This window comes from Microvirga sp. TS319, from assembly GCF_041276405.1.
Classification (GTDB): domain Bacteria; phylum Pseudomonadota; class Alphaproteobacteria; order Rhizobiales; family Beijerinckiaceae; genus Microvirga.
This window is the reverse complement of the sequence record NZ_JBGGGT010000002.1, coordinates 1,304,941-1,328,751: the sequence shown is the minus strand read 5'-3', so window position 1 is coordinate 1,328,751 and position 23,811 is coordinate 1,304,941. Positions and strand designations below refer to the sequence as shown.

26 protein-coding genes and 1 other RNA gene are annotated in these 23,811 nt (G+C 64.6%); 9 read left to right on the top strand and 18 right to left on the bottom strand.

Features of this window, described 5'->3' with window-relative positions; genetic code table 11:
- Positions 1 to 191: 191 nt before the first annotated feature.
- Complete coding sequence (locus tag AB8841_RS15805) at positions 192 to 524, top strand: hypothetical protein (protein ID WP_370436781.1); 333 nt, start codon at positions 192 to 194, stop codon at positions 522 to 524.
- Here AB8841_RS15805 and AB8841_RS15800 read toward each other — a convergent pair.
- Genes AB8841_RS15800 through pdxY form a run of 3 tightly spaced genes read right to left on the bottom strand, consistent with a single transcriptional unit; the run spans position 518 to position 2,984 of the window.
- Positions 518 to 1,228: an NUDIX hydrolase gene (locus AB8841_RS15800; protein ID WP_370436780.1), complete on the bottom strand. Its 711-nt coding sequence runs from the start codon at positions 1,226 to 1,228 to the stop codon at positions 518 to 520. The two genes, AB8841_RS15805 and AB8841_RS15800, sit on opposite strands and share 7 nt — an antisense overlap.
- The gene (locus tag AB8841_RS15795) at positions 1,225 to 2,130 is read right to left on the bottom strand and encodes a PhzF family phenazine biosynthesis protein (RefSeq protein WP_370436779.1); all 906 of its coding nucleotides are present in this window, start codon (positions 2,128 to 2,130) and stop codon (positions 1,225 to 1,227) included. The genes AB8841_RS15800 and AB8841_RS15795 overlap by 4 nt, the downstream gene beginning before the upstream one ends.
- 5 nt (positions 2,131 to 2,135) lie before the next feature.
- Positions 2,136 to 2,984, bottom strand: a complete 849-nt coding sequence (pdxY, locus tag AB8841_RS15790; protein ID WP_370436778.1) for a pyridoxal kinase PdxY — start codon at positions 2,982 to 2,984, stop codon at positions 2,136 to 2,138.
- Positions 2,985 to 3,128: 144 nt separating this feature from the next.
- On the opposite strand from pdxY, the gene AB8841_RS15785 reads away from it, so the two are divergent.
- From AB8841_RS15785 to AB8841_RS15775, 3 genes are all read left to right on the top strand, one after another.
- The gene (locus AB8841_RS15785) at positions 3,129 to 3,650 is read left to right on the top strand and encodes a DedA family protein (RefSeq protein WP_370436777.1); all 522 of its coding nucleotides are present in this window, start codon (positions 3,129 to 3,131) and stop codon (positions 3,648 to 3,650) included.
- Between the two features lie 62 nt (positions 3,651 to 3,712).
- Positions 3,713 to 3,868 (top strand): hypothetical protein, encoded by a 156-nt coding sequence (locus AB8841_RS15780; protein ID WP_370436776.1) that lies wholly within the window; start codon positions 3,713 to 3,715, stop codon positions 3,866 to 3,868.
- Between the two features lie 108 nt (positions 3,869 to 3,976).
- The gene (locus AB8841_RS15775) at positions 3,977 to 4,339 is read left to right on the top strand and encodes a hypothetical protein (protein WP_370436775.1); all 363 of its coding nucleotides are present in this window, start codon (positions 3,977 to 3,979) and stop codon (positions 4,337 to 4,339) included.
- Positions 4,340 to 4,567: 228 nt separating this feature from the next.
- Here AB8841_RS15775 and ilvC read toward each other — a convergent pair whose 3' ends face one another.
- The gene (ilvC, locus tag AB8841_RS15770; RefSeq protein WP_370439281.1) at positions 4,568 to 5,587 is read right to left on the bottom strand and encodes a ketol-acid reductoisomerase; all 1,020 of its coding nucleotides are present in this window, start codon (positions 5,585 to 5,587) and stop codon (positions 4,568 to 4,570) included.
- Between the two features lie 269 nt (positions 5,588 to 5,856).
- Here ilvC and AB8841_RS15765 point away from each other — a divergent pair, with 269 nt between their 5' ends.
- Positions 5,857 to 6,402 (top strand): DUF924 family protein, encoded by a 546-nt coding sequence (locus AB8841_RS15765; RefSeq protein WP_370436774.1) that lies wholly within the window; start codon positions 5,857 to 5,859, stop codon positions 6,400 to 6,402.
- Positions 6,403 to 6,406: 4 nt separating this feature from the next.
- Here the strand turns inward: AB8841_RS15765 and ilvN are convergent, their stop codons facing one another.
- From ilvN to AB8841_RS15750, 3 genes are read right to left on the bottom strand one after another with little or no spacing between them, the layout of a single operon-like run.
- Positions 6,407 to 6,952, bottom strand: a complete 546-nt coding sequence (ilvN, locus tag AB8841_RS15760) for an acetolactate synthase small subunit (RefSeq protein ID WP_370436773.1) — start codon at positions 6,950 to 6,952, stop codon at positions 6,407 to 6,409.
- A 29-nt stretch (positions 6,953 to 6,981) separates the two neighbouring features.
- Positions 6,982 to 7,662 carry a glutathione S-transferase family protein gene (locus tag AB8841_RS15755; protein ID WP_370436772.1) on the bottom strand — a complete coding sequence of 227 codons (681 nt, stop codon included), beginning with the start codon at positions 7,660 to 7,662 and terminating at the stop codon, positions 6,982 to 6,984.
- 30 nt (positions 7,663 to 7,692) lie between these two features.
- Positions 7,693 to 9,465 (bottom strand): acetolactate synthase 3 large subunit, encoded by a 1,773-nt coding sequence (locus AB8841_RS15750; RefSeq protein ID WP_370436771.1) that lies wholly within the window; start codon positions 9,463 to 9,465, stop codon positions 7,693 to 7,695.
- A 289-nt stretch (positions 9,466 to 9,754) separates the two neighbouring features.
- Here AB8841_RS15750 and AB8841_RS15745 point away from each other — a divergent pair, with 289 nt between their 5' ends.
- A complete protein-coding gene (locus AB8841_RS15745) occupies positions 9,755 to 10,582 on the top strand; it encodes an RMD1 family protein (RefSeq protein ID WP_370436770.1) in 828 nt (275 codons plus the stop codon).
- On the opposite strand, the gene miaA is transcribed toward AB8841_RS15745, so the two are convergent.
- Positions 10,542 to 11,492 carry a tRNA (adenosine(37)-N6)-dimethylallyltransferase MiaA gene (miaA, locus tag AB8841_RS15740; RefSeq protein WP_370436769.1) on the bottom strand — a complete coding sequence of 317 codons (951 nt, stop codon included), beginning with the start codon at positions 11,490 to 11,492 and terminating at the stop codon, positions 10,542 to 10,544. The two genes, AB8841_RS15745 and miaA, sit on opposite strands and share 41 nt — an antisense overlap.
- Positions 11,493 to 11,507: 15 nt before the next feature.
- Between miaA and serB the strand changes: the two genes are divergently transcribed.
- Positions 11,508 to 12,422, top strand: a complete 915-nt coding sequence (gene serB, locus AB8841_RS15735; protein ID WP_370436768.1) for a phosphoserine phosphatase SerB — start codon at positions 11,508 to 11,510, stop codon at positions 12,420 to 12,422.
- Between the two features lie 42 nt (positions 12,423 to 12,464).
- On the opposite strand, the gene acs is transcribed toward serB, so the two are convergent.
- From acs to AB8841_RS15690, 9 genes are all read right to left on the bottom strand, one after another.
- Positions 12,465 to 14,426 (bottom strand): acetate--CoA ligase, encoded by a 1,962-nt coding sequence (acs, locus tag AB8841_RS15730; RefSeq protein ID WP_370436767.1) that lies wholly within the window; start codon positions 14,424 to 14,426, stop codon positions 12,465 to 12,467.
- A 166-nt stretch (positions 14,427 to 14,592) separates the two neighbouring features.
- On the bottom strand, positions 14,593 to 16,236 hold the full coding sequence (locus tag AB8841_RS15725) for a DegQ family serine endoprotease (protein WP_370436766.1): 1,644 nt from the start codon (positions 16,234 to 16,236) through the stop codon (positions 14,593 to 14,595).
- A gap of 245 nt (positions 16,237 to 16,481) precedes the next feature.
- On the bottom strand, positions 16,482 to 16,679 hold the full coding sequence (locus tag AB8841_RS15720; protein ID WP_370436765.1) for a DUF2065 domain-containing protein: 198 nt from the start codon (positions 16,677 to 16,679) through the stop codon (positions 16,482 to 16,484).
- Positions 16,680 to 16,685: 6 nt separating this feature from the next.
- Entirely contained in the window at positions 16,686 to 17,606 is a 921-nt protein-coding gene (hflC, locus tag AB8841_RS15715) for a protease modulator HflC (RefSeq protein WP_370436764.1), read from the bottom strand.
- The gene (hflK, locus tag AB8841_RS15710; RefSeq protein WP_370436763.1) at positions 17,603 to 18,763 is read right to left on the bottom strand and encodes an FtsH protease activity modulator HflK; all 1,161 of its coding nucleotides are present in this window, start codon (positions 18,761 to 18,763) and stop codon (positions 17,603 to 17,605) included. Before hflK ends, hflC begins: the two co-directional genes overlap by 4 nt.
- A gap of 139 nt (positions 18,764 to 18,902) precedes the next feature.
- Positions 18,903 to 19,415 (bottom strand): dihydrofolate reductase, encoded by a 513-nt coding sequence (locus AB8841_RS15705; RefSeq protein ID WP_370436762.1) that lies wholly within the window; start codon positions 19,413 to 19,415, stop codon positions 18,903 to 18,905.
- A complete protein-coding gene (locus AB8841_RS15700) occupies positions 19,412 to 19,894 on the bottom strand; it encodes an N-acetyltransferase family protein (RefSeq protein ID WP_370436761.1) in 483 nt (160 codons plus the stop codon). Before AB8841_RS15700 ends, AB8841_RS15705 begins: the two co-directional genes overlap by 4 nt.
- Before the next feature lie 33 nt (positions 19,895 to 19,927).
- A complete protein-coding gene (locus AB8841_RS15695) occupies positions 19,928 to 20,227 on the bottom strand; it encodes a DUF2293 domain-containing protein (protein ID WP_370436760.1) in 300 nt (99 codons plus the stop codon).
- Between the two features lie 5 nt (positions 20,228 to 20,232).
- On the bottom strand, positions 20,233 to 21,027 hold the full coding sequence (locus AB8841_RS15690) for a thymidylate synthase (RefSeq protein WP_370436759.1): 795 nt from the start codon (positions 21,025 to 21,027) through the stop codon (positions 20,233 to 20,235).
- Between the two features lie 156 nt (positions 21,028 to 21,183).
- Between AB8841_RS15690 and ssrA the strand changes: the two genes are divergently transcribed.
- Positions 21,184 to 21,560: a transfer-messenger RNA gene (gene ssrA, locus AB8841_RS15685) on the top strand.
- A gap of 24 nt (positions 21,561 to 21,584) precedes the next feature.
- On the top strand, positions 21,585 to 22,196 hold the full coding sequence (locus tag AB8841_RS15680; RefSeq protein ID WP_370436758.1) for an SspB family protein: 612 nt from the start codon (positions 21,585 to 21,587) through the stop codon (positions 22,194 to 22,196).
- A 197-nt stretch (positions 22,197 to 22,393) separates the two neighbouring features.
- Here the strand turns inward: AB8841_RS15680 and AB8841_RS15675 are convergent, their stop codons facing one another.
- Positions 22,394 to 23,788, bottom strand: coding sequence for a cytochrome P450 (locus AB8841_RS15675; RefSeq protein WP_370436757.1), 1,395 nt, complete (start codon positions 23,786 to 23,788; stop codon positions 22,394 to 22,396).
- Positions 23,789 to 23,811: the final 23 nt, after the last annotated feature.

Here is a 23,811-nt window from a genome sequence, read left to right as displayed (position 1 = left end):
ACGGCACGTTTGTAACGGGGGAGATCCGGAATGGCAAGCGGTTGAAACAAACGAAAAGCCCAAGCGCGACGATTGTATAGGAAATGTCCTTCGCTCCCGCTCCCTGGACGGAGCGCGAAACGCCCTAGATCTAGGCGAGCTTGGCTGTTCCTGGAGCCGATCGCAACGAACCCGTACGAGGTGAGACTTCAATGACCAATGATATCCGCCGCCTGTGGCTCACCGGCCTTCTGGCCCTGCCCCTCGCCGCCTGCAACCAGACGGCCTCAGGCCCTGTCCCGGCCCCCGGCGCGAGCATGACCCCCTCCAGCTTCCGCGCGCCGGAAGGCACAGGCTGCCGGGGCGAGATCGCCCGTTACCGGGCCGTGATGAGCAACGACCTCGCCATGGGCCATGTGAACCAGTCCGTCTACAATCAGGTGGACCGGGAACTCGGGCCGGCCGAGGCCGCCTGCGCCGCCGGGCGCGATGCGGAGGCGCAGCGTCTGGTCCACGCCGCGAAGGCGCGGCACGGCTATTACTGAGCAAAGACCCACTCGAAGAAGGATTGCTGGAACAGGGGCATCGCATCGCGGTCGATGTCCCCCACGTCGCGGACGATCCGCACATCTTCCAACTCGGGCTCGCGCTCCTTGGCAATGTTGGCGCGGATCAGGGCCGCGCCTTCCTCCGCCGTCATCGGCAGGGTGACCATCCGCAGCAGCGCCACCGTCGGCCAGCGCCGGATGATGATCCACTCGTCGTCAACGCGGTAGTCGTCGTCTCGGAGGCCCGTCTCCTCCGTCAGCTCGCGGGTCAGGCTCGTTGCAAGATCGACGGTGCCGTCGGGCCTGAGATCGGACAAGTCGGGCGTCCCTCCCGCGAAATAGACCCGGCCCGCATTCGCCGTATGCCGGCTCATGACGCCGCAGATGTAAGCGCCGTCCGAACCGCGTAGGGCTCCCATGGCGAAGCCGTTGGCGACGCTCCTGTCCGGATAGCCGTTATCGATCCAGGCGACGAGGCCGGCATAGTCGGTCTCGAAATACGTGTTGCGGCACACGTCCTGCTCGAACGTCAGATCACTGAGCAGCAGGACCCGTCCGTTGAACATTTTCGGCGTCTGAGCCGTGCGGCGCTTCCAGTTTTCCTCGATGAGGCTCCGGTTCTGAGCGGCCCACGCCCATTCCATGGGCCTGCACCTCGCCTCGACGCGCGAGACCCGCCTGATCAGAACGTCCGAGGTCATGCGAGGATCTCGCCGCGGCTCACCATGATGGCGGTGCCGCCGATCTCGGCCGATACCAGCTCGCCGTTCCTGATCGTCATCTGCAGGGCTATCTGGCTCGCACGACCCATTTCGATGCCCTGCTCGATGACGATGTCGTGCTCGCCGTCGCCCAGCGGCTCGCATTGCATCAGGGCGCCTGCGAAAGCCGCCGCGGCGGAGCCGGTGGCGGGATCCTCCACGACGCCCAGACCCGGACCGAACATGCGGGCGCGGAACCGCAATCCCTCCACCTGCTGGACCCGCGTATAGACATAGGCCGAAGGATGGTCGCTGTCGGCGAAGGCCTTGTCGAAGGCATCCCCCTTGGGCCAGGCCCGGGCCAGGGCATCGAGGGACGCGACAGGCACGAGGTCATAGGCGACGCCGGCCGAGTGGCGGCTCGGCACATGGCGCTCGAAGCCGATCTCCGTCGGGTCGAGGCCGAGCGCCCAGGCGCAGGTCGTCGTATCCTTCCCCTCACCCCACGCGAAGGGCAGGCGCGGCAGGCGGAAACGCGCATCCGCGCTCACCGCATCCTTCACCTCGACCGCGCAGGGAACGATGCCGACTTTCTCCTTTAACCCGAAGGCGACGGCGCCGGGCTGGCCGTTCTGGTCCAAAAGGGCGAGCAGCACCGCCGTTCCCACGGTGGGATGACCGGCGAAAGGCAGCTCGCGGCCTGGCGTGAAGATGCGGATATCGGCGCGCTGATGCGCGTCGGCCGGAGGCAGGACGAAGACCGTCTCGGACAGGTTGAACTCCTTCGCGATGGTCTGCATTTGCGCGTCGTCGAGACCCTCGGCCTCCAGAACGACGGCCAAAGGGTTTCCGGCGAAGCGCTCCGACGTGAAGACGTCGAGGGTGACAAAGCGGCGGGCCATGCGGATCAAACCTCCTCGGGGGTGAAACGATGCGTGGGCGAGACGAATTCGTCCTGCGCGGCGATGGTGAGGATTTCACGGGATCCGGCCTCCTCCGTGCGCTTCAGCAGGCCGTAGACGGAGGCGGAAGCCTCGGCGAGGGCCGTCGCAGCGGAGCGGGAGCGGGCATAATGAACAAAGAAGAGGGCCGCGATCGCGTCCCCCGCTCCATTGATGCTGAGCGAGAGCTTGGGGGTGCGTACGCGCCAGAAGCGGCCGCCCTCGCCGGCCACGAGATCGATCGTGCCGGCGGGCGTCTCCTGCGCCTCGACGGAGGTCACGAGCACCGCCCTGGGACCGAGCTCCTGCACCTCCGAGACGGCCTGCTTCACGTCGCTCAAGGTTTCCGTCCGGCGGCCCGAGAGATAATCCAGCTCGAACTGGTTCGGCGTGATGATATCGGCCGCGGGCACCGCCTGCTCACGCATGAATTCCGGAATGCCCGGACGCACGAAGACGCCGCGGCCCACATCCCCGATCACGGGATCGCAGCAATAGAGGGCCTGGGGGTTGAGAGCCCGCACCCGCGCCACGGCGGACAGGATCGCATTGCCGATGTCGGCCGAGCCCATATAGCCCGAGAGCACGCCGTCGCAGCGGTCGAGCACGCCCCGCTCGGCAATGCCCTCCACGAGCTCTTCGATCGCGGGCCCGTCGAAGACCCGGCCCTTCCAGGAGCCGTAGCCCGTGTGGTTGGAAAACTGCACCGTATGAATGGGCCAGACTTCGACTCCGAGGCGCTGCATCGGAAAGACGGCGGATGCATTGCCCACATGACCATAGGCAACATGTGATTGGATCGAGAGAACATTCATGGCTATAGCCCCCTTCGCTCTTTCGGTTACCTCATCGCCCTTCCGGCTTCAATTGACGTGATGTGATCCTTTCCATCACAGGAATGCCGGATCGCGGCATGAGGTCCATGCGTTCAAGGAGAAGGCCATGAGGAGGCGCCGCGCGTGAGTCTTGAGACCATCACCAACACCATTCTCGAATTCATCCGGGCGAACCAGGGCTATGCCCCCCTGATCGTGGGCCTCATGACCTTCGGGGAATCGTTCGCCTTCATCTCGCTCGTCCTCCCGATGGTCACGATCCTGGTGGCCGTCGGCTTCGCGCTGGCGGCGGCGGATATCATCTTCTGGCATGTCTGGCTGGGCGCCACCATCGGGGCCTTCGTGAGCGCCTGGGTCTCATACGAGATCGGCTACAAGGTCAAGAAGCGAGCCTATGGGATCTGGCCGCTGTCCCGAAAGCCCGACCTGGTCGACAAGGGCGAGCGGTTCTTTCAACGCTTCGGGCCATGGGCCATGTTTCTGGGACGCTTCTTCGGCCCGACCCGGGCCGTTCTGCCTCTGATCGCCGGTATCTTCATGATGCCGCGCGTGCTCTTCCAGGCAGCCAACATGGCCTCGGCCTCGGCGTGGTCCTTCGCTCTGCTCGCGCCTGGGGCCGGGCTGGCGCACTACCTGACCTGGTAGGGCTTTTCGCGGGAACCCGTCTGCCGAGGGCTCATTAACCCCCACGTGCAACGGAGGTCCCCATGGGCAAAGGCAAGATGAACGGCGACAACTCCGCCGAGAGCAAGAAGCACCCAGGCCATGAGATCCGCGGCTCGGGCGGTACCATGAAGAACCGCACGGATTCCGGCAAGCAGGACAACAACAAGGCCGCGAACACGAAGAGCAATCAGCAGTAGAAGCACCAAGTTCCCGGCTTCCTCGCCGAAGTCCCCTCCGTTTCTGGAGGTTGCAGAGGCCATCCGTGATGTTATTGCAAAGCTAAGACATCGCGGATGGCCTTCGTCATGGGACAGATTCCTCCGGGCTCGTATGCTCCGGGTTCATATGCTTGGCACGATGAGGACGACGCGCTCGAAATACAGCTCCCGGCCGATCCCGGCATGGCGGGCCTGCCGGAGACCTGGCGCCATTACGAGTGGAAGGCCGCAGCCGTTCTTCTTGCGGCCCTTGGGCTCTTTGGAGCGCTGATCCCTGGCCCTTCGCCATGGGTCACGACGAGCATGGATCGCGCTGCTCGGGATGTCTGGAGCCTGCTCGCCGTACTCGCTATCTGCGCCGGGCTGCTCCGGAACCGGCGGCGCACCGGCATGAACTTTCCCCTTTGCGTTCTGATCGCGGTCGCAGCCCATTTGGCCCCTGCGCTCTAGCGCATCGTGTCGACCCAGCGGGCCGCTCTAGCGAAAAGTGGACCCGGCTTCCACGAGCGGGGCCCTTCGGGTCCTCACAAGCGATGCGCTCTTTCCGGGAAGGGAGCATCGGATCCGATCCCAAAAGTGGAAGCCGCTTTTCACGTCCGATGCTCTGAAACTCCCCGCCGGGCAAAAAAGAAGGGGCGGAATGATCCGCCCCTTTTCGTCTCCGCGCCTTGGCGGGAATCAGTTCTTGGTCTTGTCGACCAGAGCCTTCTCCTTGATCCAGGGCATCATGTCGCGCAGGCGCGAGCCCACATCCTCGATGGGATGCGCGGCGTTGCGGGCGCGGGTCGCCTTGAAGGAGGTCTGGTTGACCTTGTTCTCGAGCATCCAGTCGCGGGTGAACTTGCCGGACTGGATATCCTCCAGAACGCGCTTCATCTCGGCCTTGGTCTCGGGCGTGATGATGCGGGGCCCCGTGACGTACTCGCCGTACTCGGCGGTGTTCGAGATCGAGTAGTTCATGTTGGCGATGCCGCCCTCGTAGATGAGGTCGACGATCAGCTTCACTTCGTGCAGGCACTCGAAATAGGCCATCTCGGGGGCGTAGCCTGCCTCGACCAGGGTCTCGAAGCCGGCCTTGATCAGCTCGACGAGGCCGCCGCAGAGCACGGCCTGCTCGCCGAAGAGGTCGGTCTCGCACTCTTCCTTGAAGGTGGTCTCGATGATGCCGGCGCGGCCGCCGCCATTGGCGGAGGCGTAGGACAGCGCGATGTCATGAGCATTGCCCGTGGAGTCCTGGTGGATCGCGATCAGGGTCGGGACGCCGCCGCCGCGCTGGTACTCGGAGCGCACCGTGTGGCCAGGGCCCTTCGGAGCGACCATGAGCACGTCGAGGTCCTTGCGGGGCTCGATGAGGTTGAAATGCACGTTGAGGCCGTGCGCGAAGAGAAGCGCCGCGCCTTCCTTCATGTTGTCGTGCAGATCGTTGCGGTAGATGTCGGCCTGCAGCTCGTCCGGGGTCAGCATCATGACCACATCGGCCCACTTGGCGGCCTCGGCCACTTCCATTACGCGCAGTCCGGCGGCCTCGGCCTTGGCGGCGGAAGGAGAGCCCTTGCGCAGCGCCACGACGATGTCCTTCACGCCGGAATCGCGCAGGTTCAGGGTATGGGCATGCCCCTGGCTGCCATAGCCGACGATGGCGACCTTCTTGCCCTTGATCAGATTGATATCGGCGTCGCGATCGTAATACACGCGCATGGTGCTCTGGTCCTTGTCTTTAAGGGGCTTGTCCCCGGTCTTCATTGGCATTGCGGTCCGGTTCCCAACCTTCGCGCAACATTTATCTTGTCCAGCGCCGCTTTTAGCGAACAAAACTGCGCTGACAAGTCGAAGTTTGTCGGAAAACTGCGGAAGCCGCCCTCGCGGCCCCACCACTCCCACAAACGGTCCGAGCGCGGAGAGTGCAATCTCCTCCCATACGCTCTAGATTGGCTCAAAGCCATCTTCCTTTGAGAAGGACAAGCCGTATGCAACGCCTCGCCACTCCCGATGAAGTCCTTGCCTTCTGGCGCGAAGCCGGACCGGAGAAGTGGTTCTCGAAGGATGAAGCCTTCGACCAGGTCTGCCGGGACCGTTTCATGCCTACCTACGAGGCCGCCGCGAGGGGCGATCTCAACGAATGGGAACTCACCCCCGAGGGCGCGCTCGCCGCTATTCTTCTGCTCGATCAGTTCCCGCGAAACATGTTCCGCGGTCTGCGCGAGACCTACAAGACCGATCCCGTCGCCCTGATGGTCGCGGACCGCGCCATCGAGAGAGGGTTCGACAAAAAGGTGGAACCGGAGTTCCGCCGCTTCTTCTACCTGCCCTTCATGCACTCCGAATCCTTGCGGCACCAGGAGCGCTCGGTGGCGTTGAACGAAGCCCTCGGCGAGGACTCCATGAAGTGGGCGCGCCACCATCGCGATATCGTCGCCCGATTCGGCCGCTTCCCCCACCGCAATGCCATCCTCGGACGTGAGACGACGCCGGAGGAGGAAGCCTTCCTGCGAGAGAGCGACTTCAGGGGCTGAATCCTTATAGGATCCCCTCGGCTCCCCGCGACATCGCCGCCACGCCGGTGCGCGACACCTCCACGAGCCCCACGGCCGTCATGAGCTTGATGAAGCGCTCGACCTCGTCGGTCGTGCCGGTGAGCTCGTAGACGAAGGAGGTGAGCGTCGCATCGAGCGTGCGCGCTCCGAAGGCGGACGCCAGACGCATCGCCTCCACGCGATGATCGCCCTTGCCGACCACCTTGACGAGACACAGCTCGCGCTCCACCGCATCGCCGGTCATCGTGAGATCGACCACGCGATGCACCGGAACGAGGCGCTCGAGCTGGCTCTTGATCTGCTGGATGATGCTGTCCGTGCCCGTCGTGACGATGGTGATGCGCGAGACGTGCGCCTCGTGCTCCGTCTCGGTCACGGTCAGGCTTTCGATGTTGTAGCCGCGCCCCGAGAAGAGGCCGGCGATACGGGCGAGAACGCCCGGCTCGTTGTCGACCACGATGGCAAGGGTGTGCCGGTTGACGGGCTCGACGCGGGTCGCATCGGGATAATGGGTTTTCATCTGGAGCATGGTTCGTTGTCCGGCGTTCGTATGAGGCTTCAGGCTGCGTTTCGGAAATTCTCGATGGCTTCTTCATCGACCTCGTCGGCATCGACGATCCAGCTCTCCTTCAGCGCCGCGGCGCGCCATTCCTGGAAAGCGGGCAGCGAGAGGATCGCGTCGACATAGGCTCGGGTCTGCGCATCGAGGGCGAAGGAGTAGGTGGCGAGGCGCGTCGCGAGCGGCGCATACATGGCGTCGGCCGCCGAGAAGGCCCCGAACAGGAACGGACCGCCCGCGCCGAAGCGCTCCCGTGCCTGCCGCACGACGTCGCTGAAGCGCGCGACATCACGTGCCACGGCGTCGCCGCGATCCCTCGCGGCGTATTTCCTGCCGAGGTTCATCGGACAGGCGCCGCGCAAAGCCTGAAAGCCCGCGTGCATTTCCGCCGCGACGGAGCGCGCCATGGCGCGCGCCCTGCGATCCTCGGGCCATGCGGGAGAACCGAAAGCCTCCCCCACATATTCCATGATCGCGATGCTCTCCCACACCGTCACGTCGCCGTCGATGAGGATCGGCACCTTTCCGGCAGGGGAATGTTTCAGCACCTTTTCCTTCGTATCCGCCAGGTCGAGCGGGATCAGGATCTCGTCGAAGGCGACACCGAGCTGCTTCATCAGCAGCCAGGGCCGCAACGACCAGGACGAGTAGCACTTGTTGGCGATGACAAGAGTGGGCATGGATTCAACCTTTTCCGATCACACCGGCAATCACACCAGCATCTTGCCCTTCTCGTCGATCACGGAACCGAGATCGGCTCCGGTCTCGCCGAGATAATCGTTGAGCAGCATCTCGTTATGGGCCTTGCCCGACGGAATCATCGGGAAGCAGTTCTCGGTCTTGTCGACGACGCAGTCGAAGATCACCGGACGATTGACGCTGATCATTTCCATGATCTTCGCGTCGAGATCCGCCGGATTGTCGCAGCGGATGCCGACCGCGCCATAGGCTTCCGCGAGCTTCACGAAATCGGGCAGCGATTCCGAGTAGCTCTGCGAGTAGCGCCCGCCGTGCAGCAGCTCCTGCCACTGGCGCACCATTCCCATATATTCGTTGTTGAGGATGAACACCTTGACCGGCAGGTTGTACTGCAGCGCCGTGGACATTTCCTGCAGCATCATCTGGATCGAGGCCTCGCCCGCGATGTCGATGACCAGAGCGTCGGGATGCGCGAGCTGCGCTCCGACGGCAGCGGGAAGACCGTAGCCCATGGTGCCGTGCCCGCCGGAGGTCATCCAGTGGTTCGGATCCTCGAACTTGAAGTACTGGGCCGCCCACATCTGGTGCTGGCCCACCTCTGTCGTGACATAGGGCGAGCGATCCTTCGTGAGCTCGTAGAGGCGCTGAATGGCATGTTGCGGCTTGATGGTCTCGTTCGAGTTCCGGTACGCGAGGCAGTTGCGGGAGCGCCATCCCTCGATCTTGTTCCACCACTCCTGAAGCTCGACCGTGTCGGCCTGCTTCCCGCCCTGGCGCCACAGGCGCACCATGTCTTCGAGAACGTGCGCGCAATCGCCGACGATCGGAATGTCCACCTTCACGGTCTTGTTGATGGAGGAGGGGTCGATATCCACGTGGACACGCTTGGAGAACGGCGAGAAGGCATCGAGGCGCCCGGTGATGCGGTCGTCGAAACGGGCTCCGATATTGATCATCACGTCGCATTCATGCATCGCGAGATTGGCCTCGTAGGTGCCGTGCATGCCCAGCATGCCGAGCCACCGCTCGCCGGAGGCCGGGTAAGCGCCGAGGCCCATCAGGGTCGAGGTAATGGGAAAGCCCGTGAGCTCCACGAGCTCGCGCAACAGCGCCGCCGCGTGCGGACCGGAATTGATGACGCCGCCGCCCGTATAGAACACGGGCCGCTTGGCATTGGCCATCAGCTCGACGGCGGCGCGGATGTGGTCCATGTCGCCCTTCACTGTCGGGCGATAGGTCTTGTGCTGGTTGCTCAGGGGACGCACGTAGCTGCCCGCCTTGAACTGGATGTCCTTCGGCAGGTCCACGACCACCGGACCGGGGCGTCCGTTCTGCGCCACGTAGAAGGCCTCGTGCAGGATGCGCGGCAGGTCCTCGATGGATTTCACGAGGTAGTTGTGCTTCGTGCAGTGGCGGGTGATGCCGACCGTGTCGCATTCCTGGAAGGCATCGGAGCCGATCAGATGGGTCGGCACCTGACCGGTGATGCAGACGAGCGGGATCGAGTCCATCATGGCGTCGGCGAGACCCGTGATGGCATTGGTCGCTCCCGGTCCCGAGGTCACCAGAACCACGCCCGGCTTGCCCGAGGCGCGAGCATAACCTTCCGCGGCATGGACCGCCCCCTGCTCGTGACGGACCAGAACATGGCGCACGCTGTCCTGATGGAAGAGCGCGTCGTAGATGGGAAGAACCGCGCCGCCCGGATAACCGAAGACATGCTCGACGCCCTGGTCCTGCAGGGCTCGGATCACCATTTCGGCTCCGGTCATCGTCTCGCTCATGGTATTGTGCTCCGTCGGGTTCTCTTGATTGATTGTGTGCGTTGTTCTGGTGTTTCGGGCAATAAAAAAGGCCCCTGAGGGGGCCTGTGCGCCATCGCCGGACCTGCGGGGATCAATCCCGCTCCGTCGATGGCGCTCGTACTACGAGAATAAGCTTGCGCATTTGGGCAGCTCTCGGTTCAAAAGTTGCGCAGGACGCTAGCCGATCCCATTCTTTCGGTCAAGCGGTGTACATTAGCCTCGCCAGGCTTAGCTTTTCCGCTCCCCGTCCTATTTTAGTCGTATGACGATGACCGACACGATCTCTTCCACCGGCATTCCCATGCAAAACCAGCGGCTGACCGCCCGCGCCCTGCTTTTAGGGGATCGCCTCGATGTGGCCGGACTGGAGCGCAGCGACGTGCTCTCCGCCACGCCCCTCGCCTTCCGGGCCGGCCAGGACGGCTTCGTGGCCTTGTTCCGCTACGGCGTGGCCGTGCTCGTGGGCCTGACCCCGCTCGAGGAGGATGAGGTCATCCGTGGCCTGCGGCAGCGCATCCAGGGCGAGTTCTCGCGCCACGAGGAGGAGACCGCAATCATCGAGATCTCCCCCGACCGGGACGACCAGATCCCGCCCGGCGGGCCGATCTACCTCAAGAAGCTCTCCACGGAGCGCCTCATCGTCATTGCCGACGCTCTCTCCAAGAGCGCCACCCTGGCCCGTGACGAACGGGAAGCCACCGCCGCGTTCGAGTTGGTGGAGCCTTCGGTCCAGCACGTCGCGGCCAATGGCCGCCGGCCGAGCGATCGCCGCAAGATCCTGAAGCAGGTCGGCCAAGCCCTTCTTGTCCGCCAGCGCATGTCCGGTCGCGTGGCCGTGGAGGACAAGCCCGACGTGCTGTGGGACCGGCCGGACCTCGAGCGTCTCTATGCGCGGCTGGAGGACGAATACGAGCTGAAGGAGCGTGCCGCCGCGCTCCACCGCAAGCTCGAGGTGTTGGGGGATACCGCGCAGGCGCTGACCGACATCATCGACACGGAGCGTTCGCTCCGCCTCGAACTCATCATCGTCCTCCTGATCCTCTTCGAGATCTTCATCACGTTCTATCAGATGTATGCAGGCGCCCCTGCGCATTGAACGCGGCCATGACGGCTTCGAAACCCTCGTCCGGCGCCGCCCATCGCCAGTCCGGCAGCTGATGTCGGAACCAGGTGAACTGGCGCTTGGCGTACCGGCGCGTGTCGCCCTGCCCCCGGGCAACGGCCTCGTCGAGCGGGATCTCACCCCGCAGATGGGCCAGGAGGCCCGGAACGCCATGGGCCCGCATGGCGGGAAGCATGGGATCGAGGTTTCGCGCGCCCAGAGCCCTGACCTCTTCGAGAGCGCCCTGCTCCATCATGGCGAGAAATCGCCGGTCGATGCGCAGGCGCAATTCCTCGCGCTCCGGCGCCAGGAAGACCTTGACGACCGGCACGCCGTCCAGGGGACCCGGCTGACGCGCCCCATGGAAGGAGACGAGAGGCCGGCCCGTGGCCGCGAAGATTTCCAAGGCACGCTGCACCCGCAGCCGGTCGGAGGGGCGCAGGGTCCGGGCCGTTTCCGGATCGCGCCCGACGAGGAGGCGATGCAGCTCCGGGGTTTCCAGCCCCTCGCTCTCCCGCCGCACCTCGTCCCGGATGGCTTCCGGAACGGGAGGGATGTCGGACAGCCCCTCGGTCAAGGCCTTGAAGTAGAGCCCGGTCCCGCCCACGAAGATCGGCAGCTTGTGGCCCCGGATCTCCCGGAGAACGCCGACGGCATCGGCCACATAGCGCCCGACGGAGAAGTTCACGGCGGCATCCACGTGGCCGTAGAGGCGGTGCGGCGCCTCGGCCTCGTCCTCCGGCGTCGGACGGGCCGTGATCACCCGCAGGTCGCGATAGACCTGCATGGAATCGGCGTTGATCACCACGCCACCGAGGGCCTGCGCCAGTTTGATGCCCAAAGCGGACTTGCCTGATGCGGTCGGTCCTGCAATGAGAACCGCTCCGATCTCCCCGTCACTCACCGGTCCGGTCTCCCCATGGCGTCTTCTCAAGTCCCTCTCGTCGCAACCCTGGTCGCCAATCCCGCCAAGCCCGTCGTCACCGACGACCTCGTGGCGGAAGCGGCAGGCGCGCTGGGACATGAGGCCGAACGCACCGTCCTGGCAAGGGGAATCGCCGCGGACCTGATCCTCCCCTCCTCGGCCGAGCCCGGAACCGTCGAAGCCTCCCTGCGCAAGGCCCTTGAAGGTCAGCCCGTCGACATCGTCGTGCAGCCCCTCGGCACCCGCCGCAAGCGGCTGTTTCTGGCAGACATGGACTCGACCATGATCGGGCAGGAATGCATCGATGAACTGGCCGATTACGTGGGGCTCAAGGCGGAGGTATCGGAGATTACCGAGCGCGCCATGCGCGGCGAGATCGCCTTCGAGCCTGCCCTGCGCGAGCGGGTTGCCTTGCTGAAGAACCTGCCGGTCGGCGTGGTGGACGAGATCATCGAGAAGCGCATCACCCTGACCCCCGGCGGCCCGTCGCTCGTTCGGACCATCCGGGCGAATGGCGGCTATGCCTGCCTGGTCTCCGGGGGCTTCACCCTGTTCACCGGGCCCATCGGCTCGAAGATCGGCTTCAACGAGGACCGTTCCAATCACCTGATCCTTGACGGCGAAAAGCTCGCCGGCCTCGTCGAGGAGCCGATCCTCGGCCGCGAGGCGAAACTCGCGACCCTCGTCGAAGTGCGTTCCCGCCTCAACCTCGCGCATCACGAGACGATGGCGGTCGGCGACGGCGCCAACGACCTCGCCATGCTGGGAGAAGCGGGCCTCGGCGTCGCCTACCGCGCGAAGCCCGCGGTGGCTGCCGCCGCCCATGCCCGGATCGATCATGCGGATCTGACGGCTCTGCTCTATGTGCAGGGCTATCGCGCCGAGGAGATCGTTGCACCATCCGTCTGACGCCGCAACGGACCGGTCCATCCCGGAACGACAGCGGGCGCCTCAAACGCCTTGGGGCTGGGCCTGAGCCTGGGCCTGCATGCGCCCGACGATCGCCGCGACCACGGCGGGATCCGCCACGGTGGTGGTGTCGCCGTGGTTCTCGAAGTCGCCCGCCGCGATGCGCGTGAGAATCCGCCGCAGGATCTTGCCCGAACGGTTCTTCGGCAGTTGCGCGGCCCACTCGATCCGATCCGGCGTGGCGATGGGGCCGATACGGGTGCGCACGGCCTGGATCAGCTCGCGCTGCAGCTCCGCGCTCTCGGTGACGCCCTCCTTCAGGGTCACGAAGGCAAAGATGCCCTGCCCCTTGATCTCGTGCGGGACGCCCACGACGGCGGCCTCCGCCACCGAGGGATGCGAGGCCAGAGCCGCCTCGACCTCCACCGTCCCGAGCCGATGGCCTGACACGTTGATGACGTCGTCCAGACGCCCCGTGATCCAGTAGTCGCCATCCGCATCGCGTCGCGCGCCGTCGCCCGTGAAGTAGTATCCGGGATAGGCGCTGAAGTAGGTCTTCATAAAACGCTCCCGGTCCCCGAGGATCGTGCGGGCCTGACCCGGCCAGGAATCGGCAAAGCACAGGCTGCCGGCTCCCTCGCCGTCGACGATCGCGCCGTCGCTGCCGATGAGCGCGGGACGCACGCCGAAGAACGGCTTGGTCGCCGAGCCGGGCTTCAGGGCCGTCGCGCCCGGCAGCGGGCACAGGAGCACCGCGCCCGTCTCCGTCTGCCAGTAGGTGTCGACGATGGGGCAGCGGCCGCCTCCGATCACGTCGCGATACCACAGCCATGCCTCGGGATTGATGGGCTCTCCCACGGAGCCCATGATCTTGAGCGACGACAGGTCGTGCTTGCGCACGGGTCCCTCGCCTTCGCGCATCAGCGAGCGGATGGCCGTCGGCGCGGTGTAGAAGATGTTGACCTTGTACTGCTCGACGATCTGCCACCACCGCGACGCGTCAGGCCATGTGGGCACGCCCTCGAACAGCACGATGGTAGCGCCGTTGGCGAGCGGGCCGTAGACCAGATAGGTGTGCGCCGTCACCCAGCCCACGTCCGCCGTGCAGAAATGGATGTCGCCAGGATGGTAGTCGAACATGGCCCGGAAGCTCGCGGCCGCGTGGACGAGATAGCCGCCCGTCGTGTGGAGCATGCCCTTCGGCTTGCCTGTGGACCCGGACGTGTAGAGCACGAAGAGAGGATCCTCCGCGCCGATCGCGACGGGGGGGCAGACCTCCGGCACTTCGGCCAAAGCCTCGTCGTACCAGCGGTCGCGCCCGGCCTCCATCGGGACCTCGCGTCCGGTGCGGCGAACCACCAGAACATGCTCGACGAAGGGGAGCTTCTCCAGGGCCGCGTCCGCATTCTTCTTCAGGGGCACGTATTTGCCGCCGCGCATGCCCTCGTCGGCGGTGATCAGGACCCGTGACCGGCAATCCTCGATGCGCCCCGCGAGCGCCTCCGACGAGAAGCCGCTGAACACCACGGAATGAACCGCGCCGATGCGCGCGCAGGCGAGCATCGCGGCAATCGATTGATGAACGACGGGCAGATAGATGCTGACGAAATCGCCTTTCTTCACGCCGAGCTTGGTCAGCGCATTGGCAAGCCGGGACACCTCGCGATGGAGCTCGCCCCAGGTGATCCGCTTCGTCTCGCCGGGCGTATCGCCCTCCCACAGGATCGCCGCATCGTTCGGGCGAGCCTCGGCATGACGGTCCAGGCAGTTATAGGACGCGTTCAGGCGCCCGTCGGCGAACCATTCGATGGTGACGTCCTCAGGCGTGTAACGGGTGGACTTGACCTGCGTGAACGGCTTCATCCAGTCGAGGATCTGCGCCTGCTCGCGCCAAAAACCCTCCGGGTCGTCGATGGATTGCCGGTAGAGCCGCTCATAGCTTTCCGCATCGACATGGGCGGAGGCCTGAAGGCTGGCCGGGACGGGAAAAACGTTCTGGGTCATCGGAATTCGTCGCTGAATCCACGAGCCGTGGCGGCGGCCCGCGGTGAGGGAAGATGAGCCCAGATGCCTCCAAGAAGGACGCTATGTCAACCAAAACGTTCTTTATTCAGAACGCGGCATTCAAAGAAAAGGCGGCCGAAGCCGCCTTTTCTCGATTCCACGATGATTACTCGATCGATAGGGCCACGAAGCGCACTTCGCCCTGCGCGTTCGAGACCAGGAGAAGAGCGGATTTCCGTCCCTGTCCCTTGAGATCGTCGATCTTCTTGGTCACGTCCGCCGGGCTCGTCACGGGCTCCTGATTGACCTCCACGATCACCTCGCCGGCCTGGATCCGCTTGTCGGACGCCGAAGAGTTGGGGTCGACCTTGGTGATCACGACGCCCTTCAGGTCGTCCTTCAGGCTGTAGCGACGGCGCAAGTCGTCGGTCATGCCGGACATGCTCAGGCCGAGCGCCTGACGGGTGACGGTCGGGGGCTCGCCGGAAGGCTGCTGCAGGTTCGCCTGCTTCTCCCCGTCCTCCAGGCGGCCCAGGGTCACCTTCTTGGTCATCTCCTGGCCCTTGCGGACGATCGCCACGTCGACCTCCTTGCCCACGGGCGTGGAAGCCACGATCCGCGGCAGGTCGCGGGAATCCTTCACATCCTTGCCGTCGAACTTGACGATCACGTCGCCGACATCGAGCCCGGCGGGCTTGGCGGGGCCTTTCTCGTCCACGCCCGCGATCAGAGCCCCGCGGGCGCTCCCGAGGCTGAGGGCTTCCGCCGTGGCATCGTCGACGTTCTGGATGCGCACGCCGAGCCATCCCCGGCGGGTTTCGCCGAACTGGCGCAGCTGCTCGATCACCGGCGCGGCCGTCGAGGCGGGAACCGCGAAACCGATGCCGACCGAGCCGCCGGTGGGCGAGAGGATGGCCGTATTGATGCCGATGACCTCGCCGTTCATATTGAACAGCGGCCCGCCGGAATTGCCTTTGTTGATGGCCGCGTCGGTCTGGATGTAGTTGTCATAGGGGCCGGACTCGATGTTTCGGCCGCGCGCCGACACGATGCCTGCCGTCACGGAGCCGCCGAGGCCGAACGGATTGCCGATGGCCATGACCCAGTCGCCGGGGCGAAGGGATTCCGAATCCCCGAACTTCACGGCCTTGAGCGGCTTGTCGGGCTTCACGCGCAGCACCGCGAGATCGACCTTCGAATCCTTGCCTACGATCTCCGCCTTGAGACGCGTGCCGTCGGAAAAGATGACGCTGATGTCGTTGGCGTCGCCGATGACGTGGTTGTTGGTGACCACGATGCCCGACGGATCGATCACGAAGCCGGAGCCCAGGGAATTGGAGCTGCGCGGACGCGGAGGCGTATTCTCGCCGTTGCCCTGACCGCGCCGGTTGAAGAACTCCTCGAAGAGATCCTCGAACGGGGTTCCGGGCGGCAGTTGCGGCAGGGTGCGGTTGCGGGCTTCGACGGTGGTCGAGGCCGAGATATTGACCACGGCCCCTGTGACCTCGTCGGCCAGATCCGCGAAGGATTCCGGAGCCGAGCGGGCATAAGACGGAATCGGCATCGCCACGGCGACGAACGTCATGACGGCGAAGAAGGATGCGGCCAGACGGCGCAGGGGACGCCCGGACGGCGCCTTGGCGTATTGTCCGGACAAATGGGGCCGGTTTTCGCCAGCCCGGCCCGCAGGATCCGCACCGACGATGCACCCGTGATCGGGCGAGAGCATCGGATTTGCCCCGAAAGTGGAATCCACTTCCGGGTCCCGCGCTTTTGCGGAGAGCGCCAGCGCTTTCGTGGCTTGAGACATCGAGAACCCTCTCTTGGAGAATGGCATAATAGATTGTCGTTCCAGCCCGTCATTCAAGCTGCGAATGCGGCAGAAGCTTGGCCCTAGCGCATCGTGCGGAAAAGTGGATCCGGTTTTTCGCAGGAACGATGCGCTCCTCTCGGTGGAAGCATCGTGCGGAAAAGTGGCCCCCGTCCGATGCAGTCAGTCTATGGTCTCGAGCATCTTCTCACGCAAACCCGGTTCCCGCCTTTGCGTTCGATACTCTAGGCCGAGCCGAACCATCGCACCAGCCAGATGATGGCGAGACCGATGAAGGCCGAAACGATGCCGACGAGCCGCATCCGCTCGCTCGGGCTATGGGCGGCTTCATACATGGCGCGACGCATGCCGTCCGGGAAGGCCGCAAACAAAATGCCCTCGACCGCGAGAGCGAGGCCGAGGGCTGCAATCAAGTCCAACATCAGCTCTCACTGTGCGGGAGCCGGCTGGGGAGCCGGGGTTGAGGAAGCGCCACCATTGTGCCCGGAGGGCCCGTTGAAGTAGCGGAAGAACTCCGAGTCGGGGCTCAGAACCAGGCGTGTCCCGGTTCCCTTCATGCTCGCCTCATAGGCCTGCATGGAGCGATAGAAGCTGAAGAACTCGGGATCCTGGCCGAAGGCTTCGGCCAGGATCCGGTTGCGGTTGGCATCGCCCTCACCGCGCAGCTCCTCGGCCTTCTGGTTCGCTTCGGCGCGAATGACCGTCGCGTCGCGCTCGGCTCGGGCCCGGATGGTCTGCGCCTGCTGGTTGCCGTTCGCCCGAAGGTCCGCCGCCTCGCGCTCACGCTCGGTGCGCATGCGCTGATAAACCGCCTGGCTGTTGGCGTTGGGCAGGTCGACGCGGGTGAGCCGCACGTCGATCATCTCGATGCCGAGGCTGGCGGCCTGCCGGTTCACGTCGGCTTGAATGCGCTCCATCAGCTGCGGACGCTCGGTCCGCACGATGGCGTCGCGCGAGGCGCTGGCCAGAATGTTGCGCATGGCCGAGTTGGTGAAGCTCTGCAGGCGCTGATTGGCGAGGGAGATGGTGCCGACAGCCTGGTAGAAGCGCAGCGGGTCGATGATGCGATAGCGGGTGAAGGCGTCGACCTCGAGGTTCTGCCGGTCGGCCGAGAGAAGGGTCTGCACCGGCAGATCGAGATCGAGAACCCGCTTCTCGAAATAGGTCACGTTGTCGACCAGCGGCATCTTGAACTTCAGGCCCGGCTCCGAGATCGCGGATTGCACCGCGCCGAAGCGCAGCACGAGCGCATATTGCGTCTGCTGAACGATAAAGGTCGCGCTGTAGAGGACGATCGCCACTACGGCCAGAAGGATCAGAAGACCTGTGCGAAGGACGGAGTTATTCATCGCGTAGCCCCCTGATTGTTGTTCTGATTGTTGCCCTGAGCGCCTGCGGCGTTGCTCTGGGATTGCGGCATCTGATTGAGCGGCAGGAAAGGCACGACCCCCTGTCCCTTCTGATCGACGATGATCTTGTCCGCACCGCCGAAGACGCGCTCCATGGTCTCGAGGAAGATGCGCTCGCGGCTCACGTCGGGAGCCTTGCGGTATTCCTCGTAAACCTGACGGAAACGCGCGGCCTGACCGGTGGCATCCGCCACGGACTGCTCACGGTACGCTTCGGCCTGCTGGACCGTGCGGGCCGCGTCGCCGCGCGCCTCGGGAACGATTCGGCTGGCATAGGCGGACGCTTCGTTCTGCACGCGCACGGCGTCCTGCTGGGCGGCGTTCACGTCGTAGAAGGCCTGCTGGACGTCGGCCGGCGGACGGGCCGCCTGAAGCTGCACCACGTTGATGAGCACGCCCGCACCATAGGCATCGAGCGCCTTCTGCATGATCTGGCGGACTTCCTGGGCGATGTTCGCCTGCTCAGTGGTGAGAATGGCCTGGATGTTGCGGCGGCCGATCACCTCGCGCATGGCGCTTTCGGCCACGGACTTGATGGTGCCGTCGGGGTTCTGCAGGTTGAAGACATAGTCCTGAGGACGCGCGGGATTGATCTGCCAGACCGCATCGAAATCGATATCGACGATGTTCTCGTCGCCGGTCAGCATCAGGCTTTCCTCGATCACGTCGCGGGCGCGTCCCTGGCCCGTGGCCGTGGAGCGATAGCCGACCTCGACCCGCTGCTGCGCCGTCACGTTGGGCTTGATCACCCGGCCGATCGGATAGGGATAATTGTACCGCAGGCCCTCGCCGCTGGTGCTGCTGTATTTTCCGAAGACCATGTTGATGCCGACCTCGTTGGGCCGCACCGTATAGAACCCGGTCAGAAGCCAGATGGCGATGACGGCCAGAACGAGAAGGATAAGACCCTTGCCGCCCATGGAGCCGCCGGGGATGAAGTCCCTGAGACGGTCCTGGCTGCGGCGCAGAATATCCTCCAGGTCGGGGGGATTACCATTGCCCTGCGACCCGCCGGAACCCCATGGGCTCTTGCCGCCGCCTGATCCGCCACGCTGCCCCCAGGGGCCACCGCCGCCGCTTTGGTTACTCCAAGGCATAGGATGCCATTCCTCACTCTGACAAAGCCGGCCTGGAAAGCCGAAGGGAAACTATTAGACGGTTTTTGGGTTTAGCCTCTTCCGCCTGTCAAGCCTGCGAATTGGGGTTTCAAAAGGCGTTCGTCAACCTGAATGCCGGTCAGCGACGCCTCTGGAAGTCAATAAAGGTAAACGGGTGCTCGTCATCCGGGCTTTTGGGGTGGGAAATCCGGGCGACTTCACGAAAGCGTGTTCGGTCGACCGGAGGAAAGAAGGCGTCTCCCTCCGGAGCCGTCGCGACCTCCGTCAGGTAAATCGTCTCCACATGCGGCAGGGCGATCCTGTAGATCTCGGCTCCGCCGACCACCGCAACGGCATCGGCTCCCATTCTTCCGGCGATCCCCTCCCCCTTCGCCACGGCCTCGTCCCAGCTGTGGGCGACGTGGACTCCGGATGCGGAAAAGCCGTCGTCGCGCGTCAGGACGATGGTCTCCCGGCCCGGAAGAGGCTTGCCGATGGACTGGTAGGTCTTGCGGCCCATGATCATGGGCTTGCCCATCGTGAGCTCGCGAAAGCGCTTGAGATCGGTTCTGAGGCGCCAGAGAAGCTGGTTGTCGCGCCCGATCGCGCCGTTCTCGGCAACGGCGACAACGAGGATGAGCGGAATCGTCATTCTGCCGCCGCCAGTCTCGTCAGAGCATCGCCGGTGACGCGCTGCACGGTCCATTCATTCATCGGAACGGCCCCGATGGCCCGGTAGACCTTCAACGCGGGCTCGTTCCAGTCGAGCACCCACCATTCGAGCCGCGCCAAGCCCTCCGTCACGCAGCGGCGCGCGAGGTGCTTGAGCAGGGCCTTGCCGATCCCCCTGGACCGGAACTCGGGCCGCACGAAGAGATCCTCCAGGTAAATGCCGTGGCGGCCCCGAAAGGTGGAAAAATTGTAGAACCACAGGGCGAAGCCCGCGGGGTGGCCCTCCCACTCGGCGATATCCGCGAAGGCGCGCGGATTGGGCCCAAAGAGCGCCTTCGCGATATCGGCCTCGGTGGCGTCGACCTCATGCGCGAGACGCTCGTATTCGGCGAGGTCGCGAATGAAGGAGAAGACGAGCGCCGTGTCGCGCTCTTCGGCTTTGCGGATCGTGAGTGCCATGGGTCCGTACTGAAGCTAAAAACGATCGTGAATTCAATCCGCCTCGGCCTCGACGCGGCGCGGCGAACCCCATTCCGTCAGAATGGCGTTCATGTCGTCGAGCACGAAGAAGCGGGCGCTTTCCACGTCGTAACCCTCATCGAGAAGATTGTCATAATCCGTCAGGCGGTGGCGGATATAGGCCGTGATCGAAAGCCAGGCCGCGGTTTCGGGCGATGCCATGTGGAGGCCCCGGCTGCCGAGGGCGTGATCGGTCACGGACTCGAATTCGTGCTTCGGAATCCTCGGAGCCAGGACCCGGACGGCGCTTTGGATGGCCTCCCGCCTGTTCATGGAAATCAGACCGCAACGGGGGCCTTGATGGCGGGATGCGGATCGTAGCCTTCGATGGCGATGTCGTCGAAGGTGAAATCGAACAGGGACCGCACGGTGGGATTGAGCCGCAGCTTCGGCAGGGCGCGCGGCTCGCGCGAGAGCTGCAGGCGCGCCTGCTCCAGATGGTTCAGGTAGAGATGCGCATCGCCGAAGGAATGCACGAAATCGCCCGGCTGGAGGCCAGCAGCCTGCGCCATCATGTGGGTCAGGAGCGCATAGGACGCGATGTTGAACGGCACGCCGAGGAAAACATCCGCCGAGCGCTGATAGAGCTGACAGGAGAGCCGCCCCTCGGCAACATAGAACTGGAACAGGCAGTGGCAGGGCGCGAGCGCCATCCTGTCGAGATCCGCCGGGTTCCAGGCCGAGACGATCAGGCGGCGCGAATCGGGGTTGCGGCGAATTTCGTCGAGCACCCACCGAATCTGATCGACCGTGCCGCCGTCGGGCTTCGCCCAGGAACGCCATTGCTTGCCGTAGACGGGGCCGAGATCGCCGTTCTCGTCCGCCCATTCGTCCCAGATCGTGACCCCGTTCTCCCGCAGGTAGCCGATGTTGGTGTCGCCCTTCAGGAACCAGAGCAGTTCGTGGATGATCGAGCGCAGGTGCAGCTTCTTCGTCGTGACGAGCGGGAAGCCTTGACTTAGATCGAAGCGCATCTGGTGCCCGAAGACGGAAATCGTACCGGTTCCGGTCCTGTCGTCCTTGCGGACGCCCTCGTCCATGATACGGCGCAGAAGATCGTGATAGGCTTGCATGGGTCGCTCCTGCCGCCATCATAGGGTAGGAACCGCCCGCCTCCGAGTCATGAGTGCTCGTTTTATGTGAATCACTCAAATCGCGAGGGCGACCGGGGCCGGCTCGGCGCTGCATGCCTGCAACACTCGTCGACCTGTCATTTCAAACCCATCCCCGCTCTTTCAAATTCGATCCGTCCTCCCTATATTGGAGATGCCGGTCGCGAGACCGGCTATGGCGATAAACGGCTATCGGAATAAACCCATCGGACCCGGGGGCGGTACCCGGCGCCTCCACCCAAATCCAGGCGAAGCTTGCCAAATCCAGGCAAAGCTTGGGTTTCGGCGGGGGCGAAATAGGATCGACGAGGGCGTAAAGGGTAGACTTTTGCTCGGCATGGTTCCACCGATATCGGGCCGATTCTATAGTTGCCAACGACAACTATGCTCCGGTTGCAGTGGCTGCGTAAGCGGTCCCTAAAGCCGACTCAAAGCCCTGGCGGGTAGCACCGTCAGGCGGGGTCCGGAGGCACCTGGCAACAGAAGCCTCCACTCTTATTTCTCAGTAGGGACCGCGTATGGCCGGCAAAGACCTGATCCGCTACGATCTTCTGGTGCAGGACGCGCTGAAGGGCGTCGTGCGCAAAGTGCTGATCGATGCCGGCAAGGATGGCCTTCCTGGCGAGCACCACTTCTATATCTCCTTCCAGACGGATTTTCCGGGCGTCCGGCTCTCGAACCGACTGCGCGAAAAATATCCCCAGGAGATGACCATCGTTCTCCAGCACCAGTTCTGGGATCTGAACGTCACCGAACACACCTTCGAGGTGGGTCTCTCCTTCTCGGGCATTCCCGAGAGGCTGCTCATCCCCTTCGATGCGCTCACCGGCTTCTTCGATCCGTCCGTCCAGTTCGGCCTCAAATTCGACGGTCAGGACGACGAGGAGGACGAGATCGCCGAAGCACCACCGGCGCCGCAGCCCATACGCGGATCCGAGCCTGTGGAGCTGAAGCAGCCCCGCAAGCCCGCGCCCGCCGCGGACAAGAAGCCCGCTCCCGAGACGGCCCCTGCCAAGGCCGAGCAGCCCTCGGGCGAACCGGGCTCCGCGGCGAAGCCCGAAGCCGCCGACGCCGGAGCCTCCGGCACCGCCGAAGTCGTGAGCCTCGACTCCTTCCGCAAGAAGAACTGACTCCTCCGCCGCCCTGTCATCCCCGCGCAGGCGCAGATCCATAAGCGCTAGCGCATCGTGCGAAAAAGTGGACCCGGGTTTTCGCAAGAACGATGCGCTCTTTTCAGGAAGGGAGCATCGGATTCAATCCCAACAGTGGATTCCACTTTTCACGTCCGATGCTCTAGCGCTCCCGGAAAGAGCAAGGCGGTCGCCGCTCAGATTGAGCGATGCGTCAGCCGCATGGGCAGGCCCCCATGCGGTCTGAGCGTGATGCGATGCAGCGGCGTGACCTCGTGCCCTTCCCTTAAATCGAGGCGCACCGCCCTCACGACGGTGGCGAGAACGATCACGGCTTCCTGCAGGGCGAAGGTCGCTCCGATGCAGACCCGTGGGCCCGCCCCGAAGGGCAGATAGGCGAAACGGTCGATTCCGGCCTTCTCCTCGGGCAGGAAACGCTCGGGCCGGAAGGCGTCGGGCTCGTCCCAGAGGGTGCGGTGGCGGTGCAGCACGTAAGGGGCGATCGTCACGATGGTCTCGGCGGGGATCGTGAGATCCCCGATCCGGTCGTCCTCGATGGCCGCGCGACTGAGGAACGGCGCCGGCGGATAGAGGCGCATCGCTTCGTCGAGCACGGCGCGCGTATAGACGAGACTGTCCAGGTGCCGAGGCTCGAGCGGCCCCTTGCCCAGGACCGTATCCACCTCCTCTTCGATCCGGCGGCGGACGCGCTCGTCCTGCGAAATCAGATAGATCGACCAGGACAGGGCGTTGGCGGTGGTCTCATGGCCCGCGCCGATGAAGGTCACGATGTTGGCGCCCACCTCCAGGTCGCTGAGCCCCTTTCCGGTTTCCGGGTCGGCGGCCTCGAGAAGCAGGGTCAGGAGGTCGCGCGGGGCTGGCTCGCCCCGTCGTAGCAGGGCCTTCCGGCTCTGGATCAGTTCGTTCACGAGTTCCTCGAAGAAGCGGATGGCGGGCCGGGCCCGCCAGCGCCCGATGCGCGGCACCCAGTCCGGCAGGCCGAAGATGTCCACGGGATCGATGCGGCCCAGCCCCTCGAAGTAACGGGAAATGGCGCGGCCGAGAGCATCCGGGTCCCGCGCCACGCCTTTCGAGAAGATCGTCCGCTCCAGCACGTCGAGGGTCACGCGCGTCATTTCGAGGGAGATATCGACCTCCCGTCCCTCCGGCCGCCGCCGCCAGCGGCGCACGAGGCGCTCGGCCGATACGACCATGGCCGGGAAGAACCCCGCTACGATACGCGGCGGGAACAGGGGAGCGATGGTGCGGCGCTGGAGCTTCCATTCCTCACCCTCGGCCGTCAGCAGGCCCCGGCCCAGGCCCGGTGCCAGAACCCGCAGCTGCAGATCGTCCTTCCGGTAATTGGCGGCATTGTCGACGAGGACATGGCGGATGACCTCCGGATCGTTCACCACGGTGATCCGCCCCAGCGCTCCGCTGCCCGAGATGATCCGCTCCTCGAAATGGCGCGCGGTCCATGTCGTCAGCGGATTCCGACGCAGGGCCAAGAGGAACGAGAACAGCCCCGGCGCCTCCTGGAGCGGTTCGGGCGCCGGTGGGCGGAAAAGAGGGGCGTCGAGCGCGTCGGTCATCGGAATATGCAAGCCCTGTATGT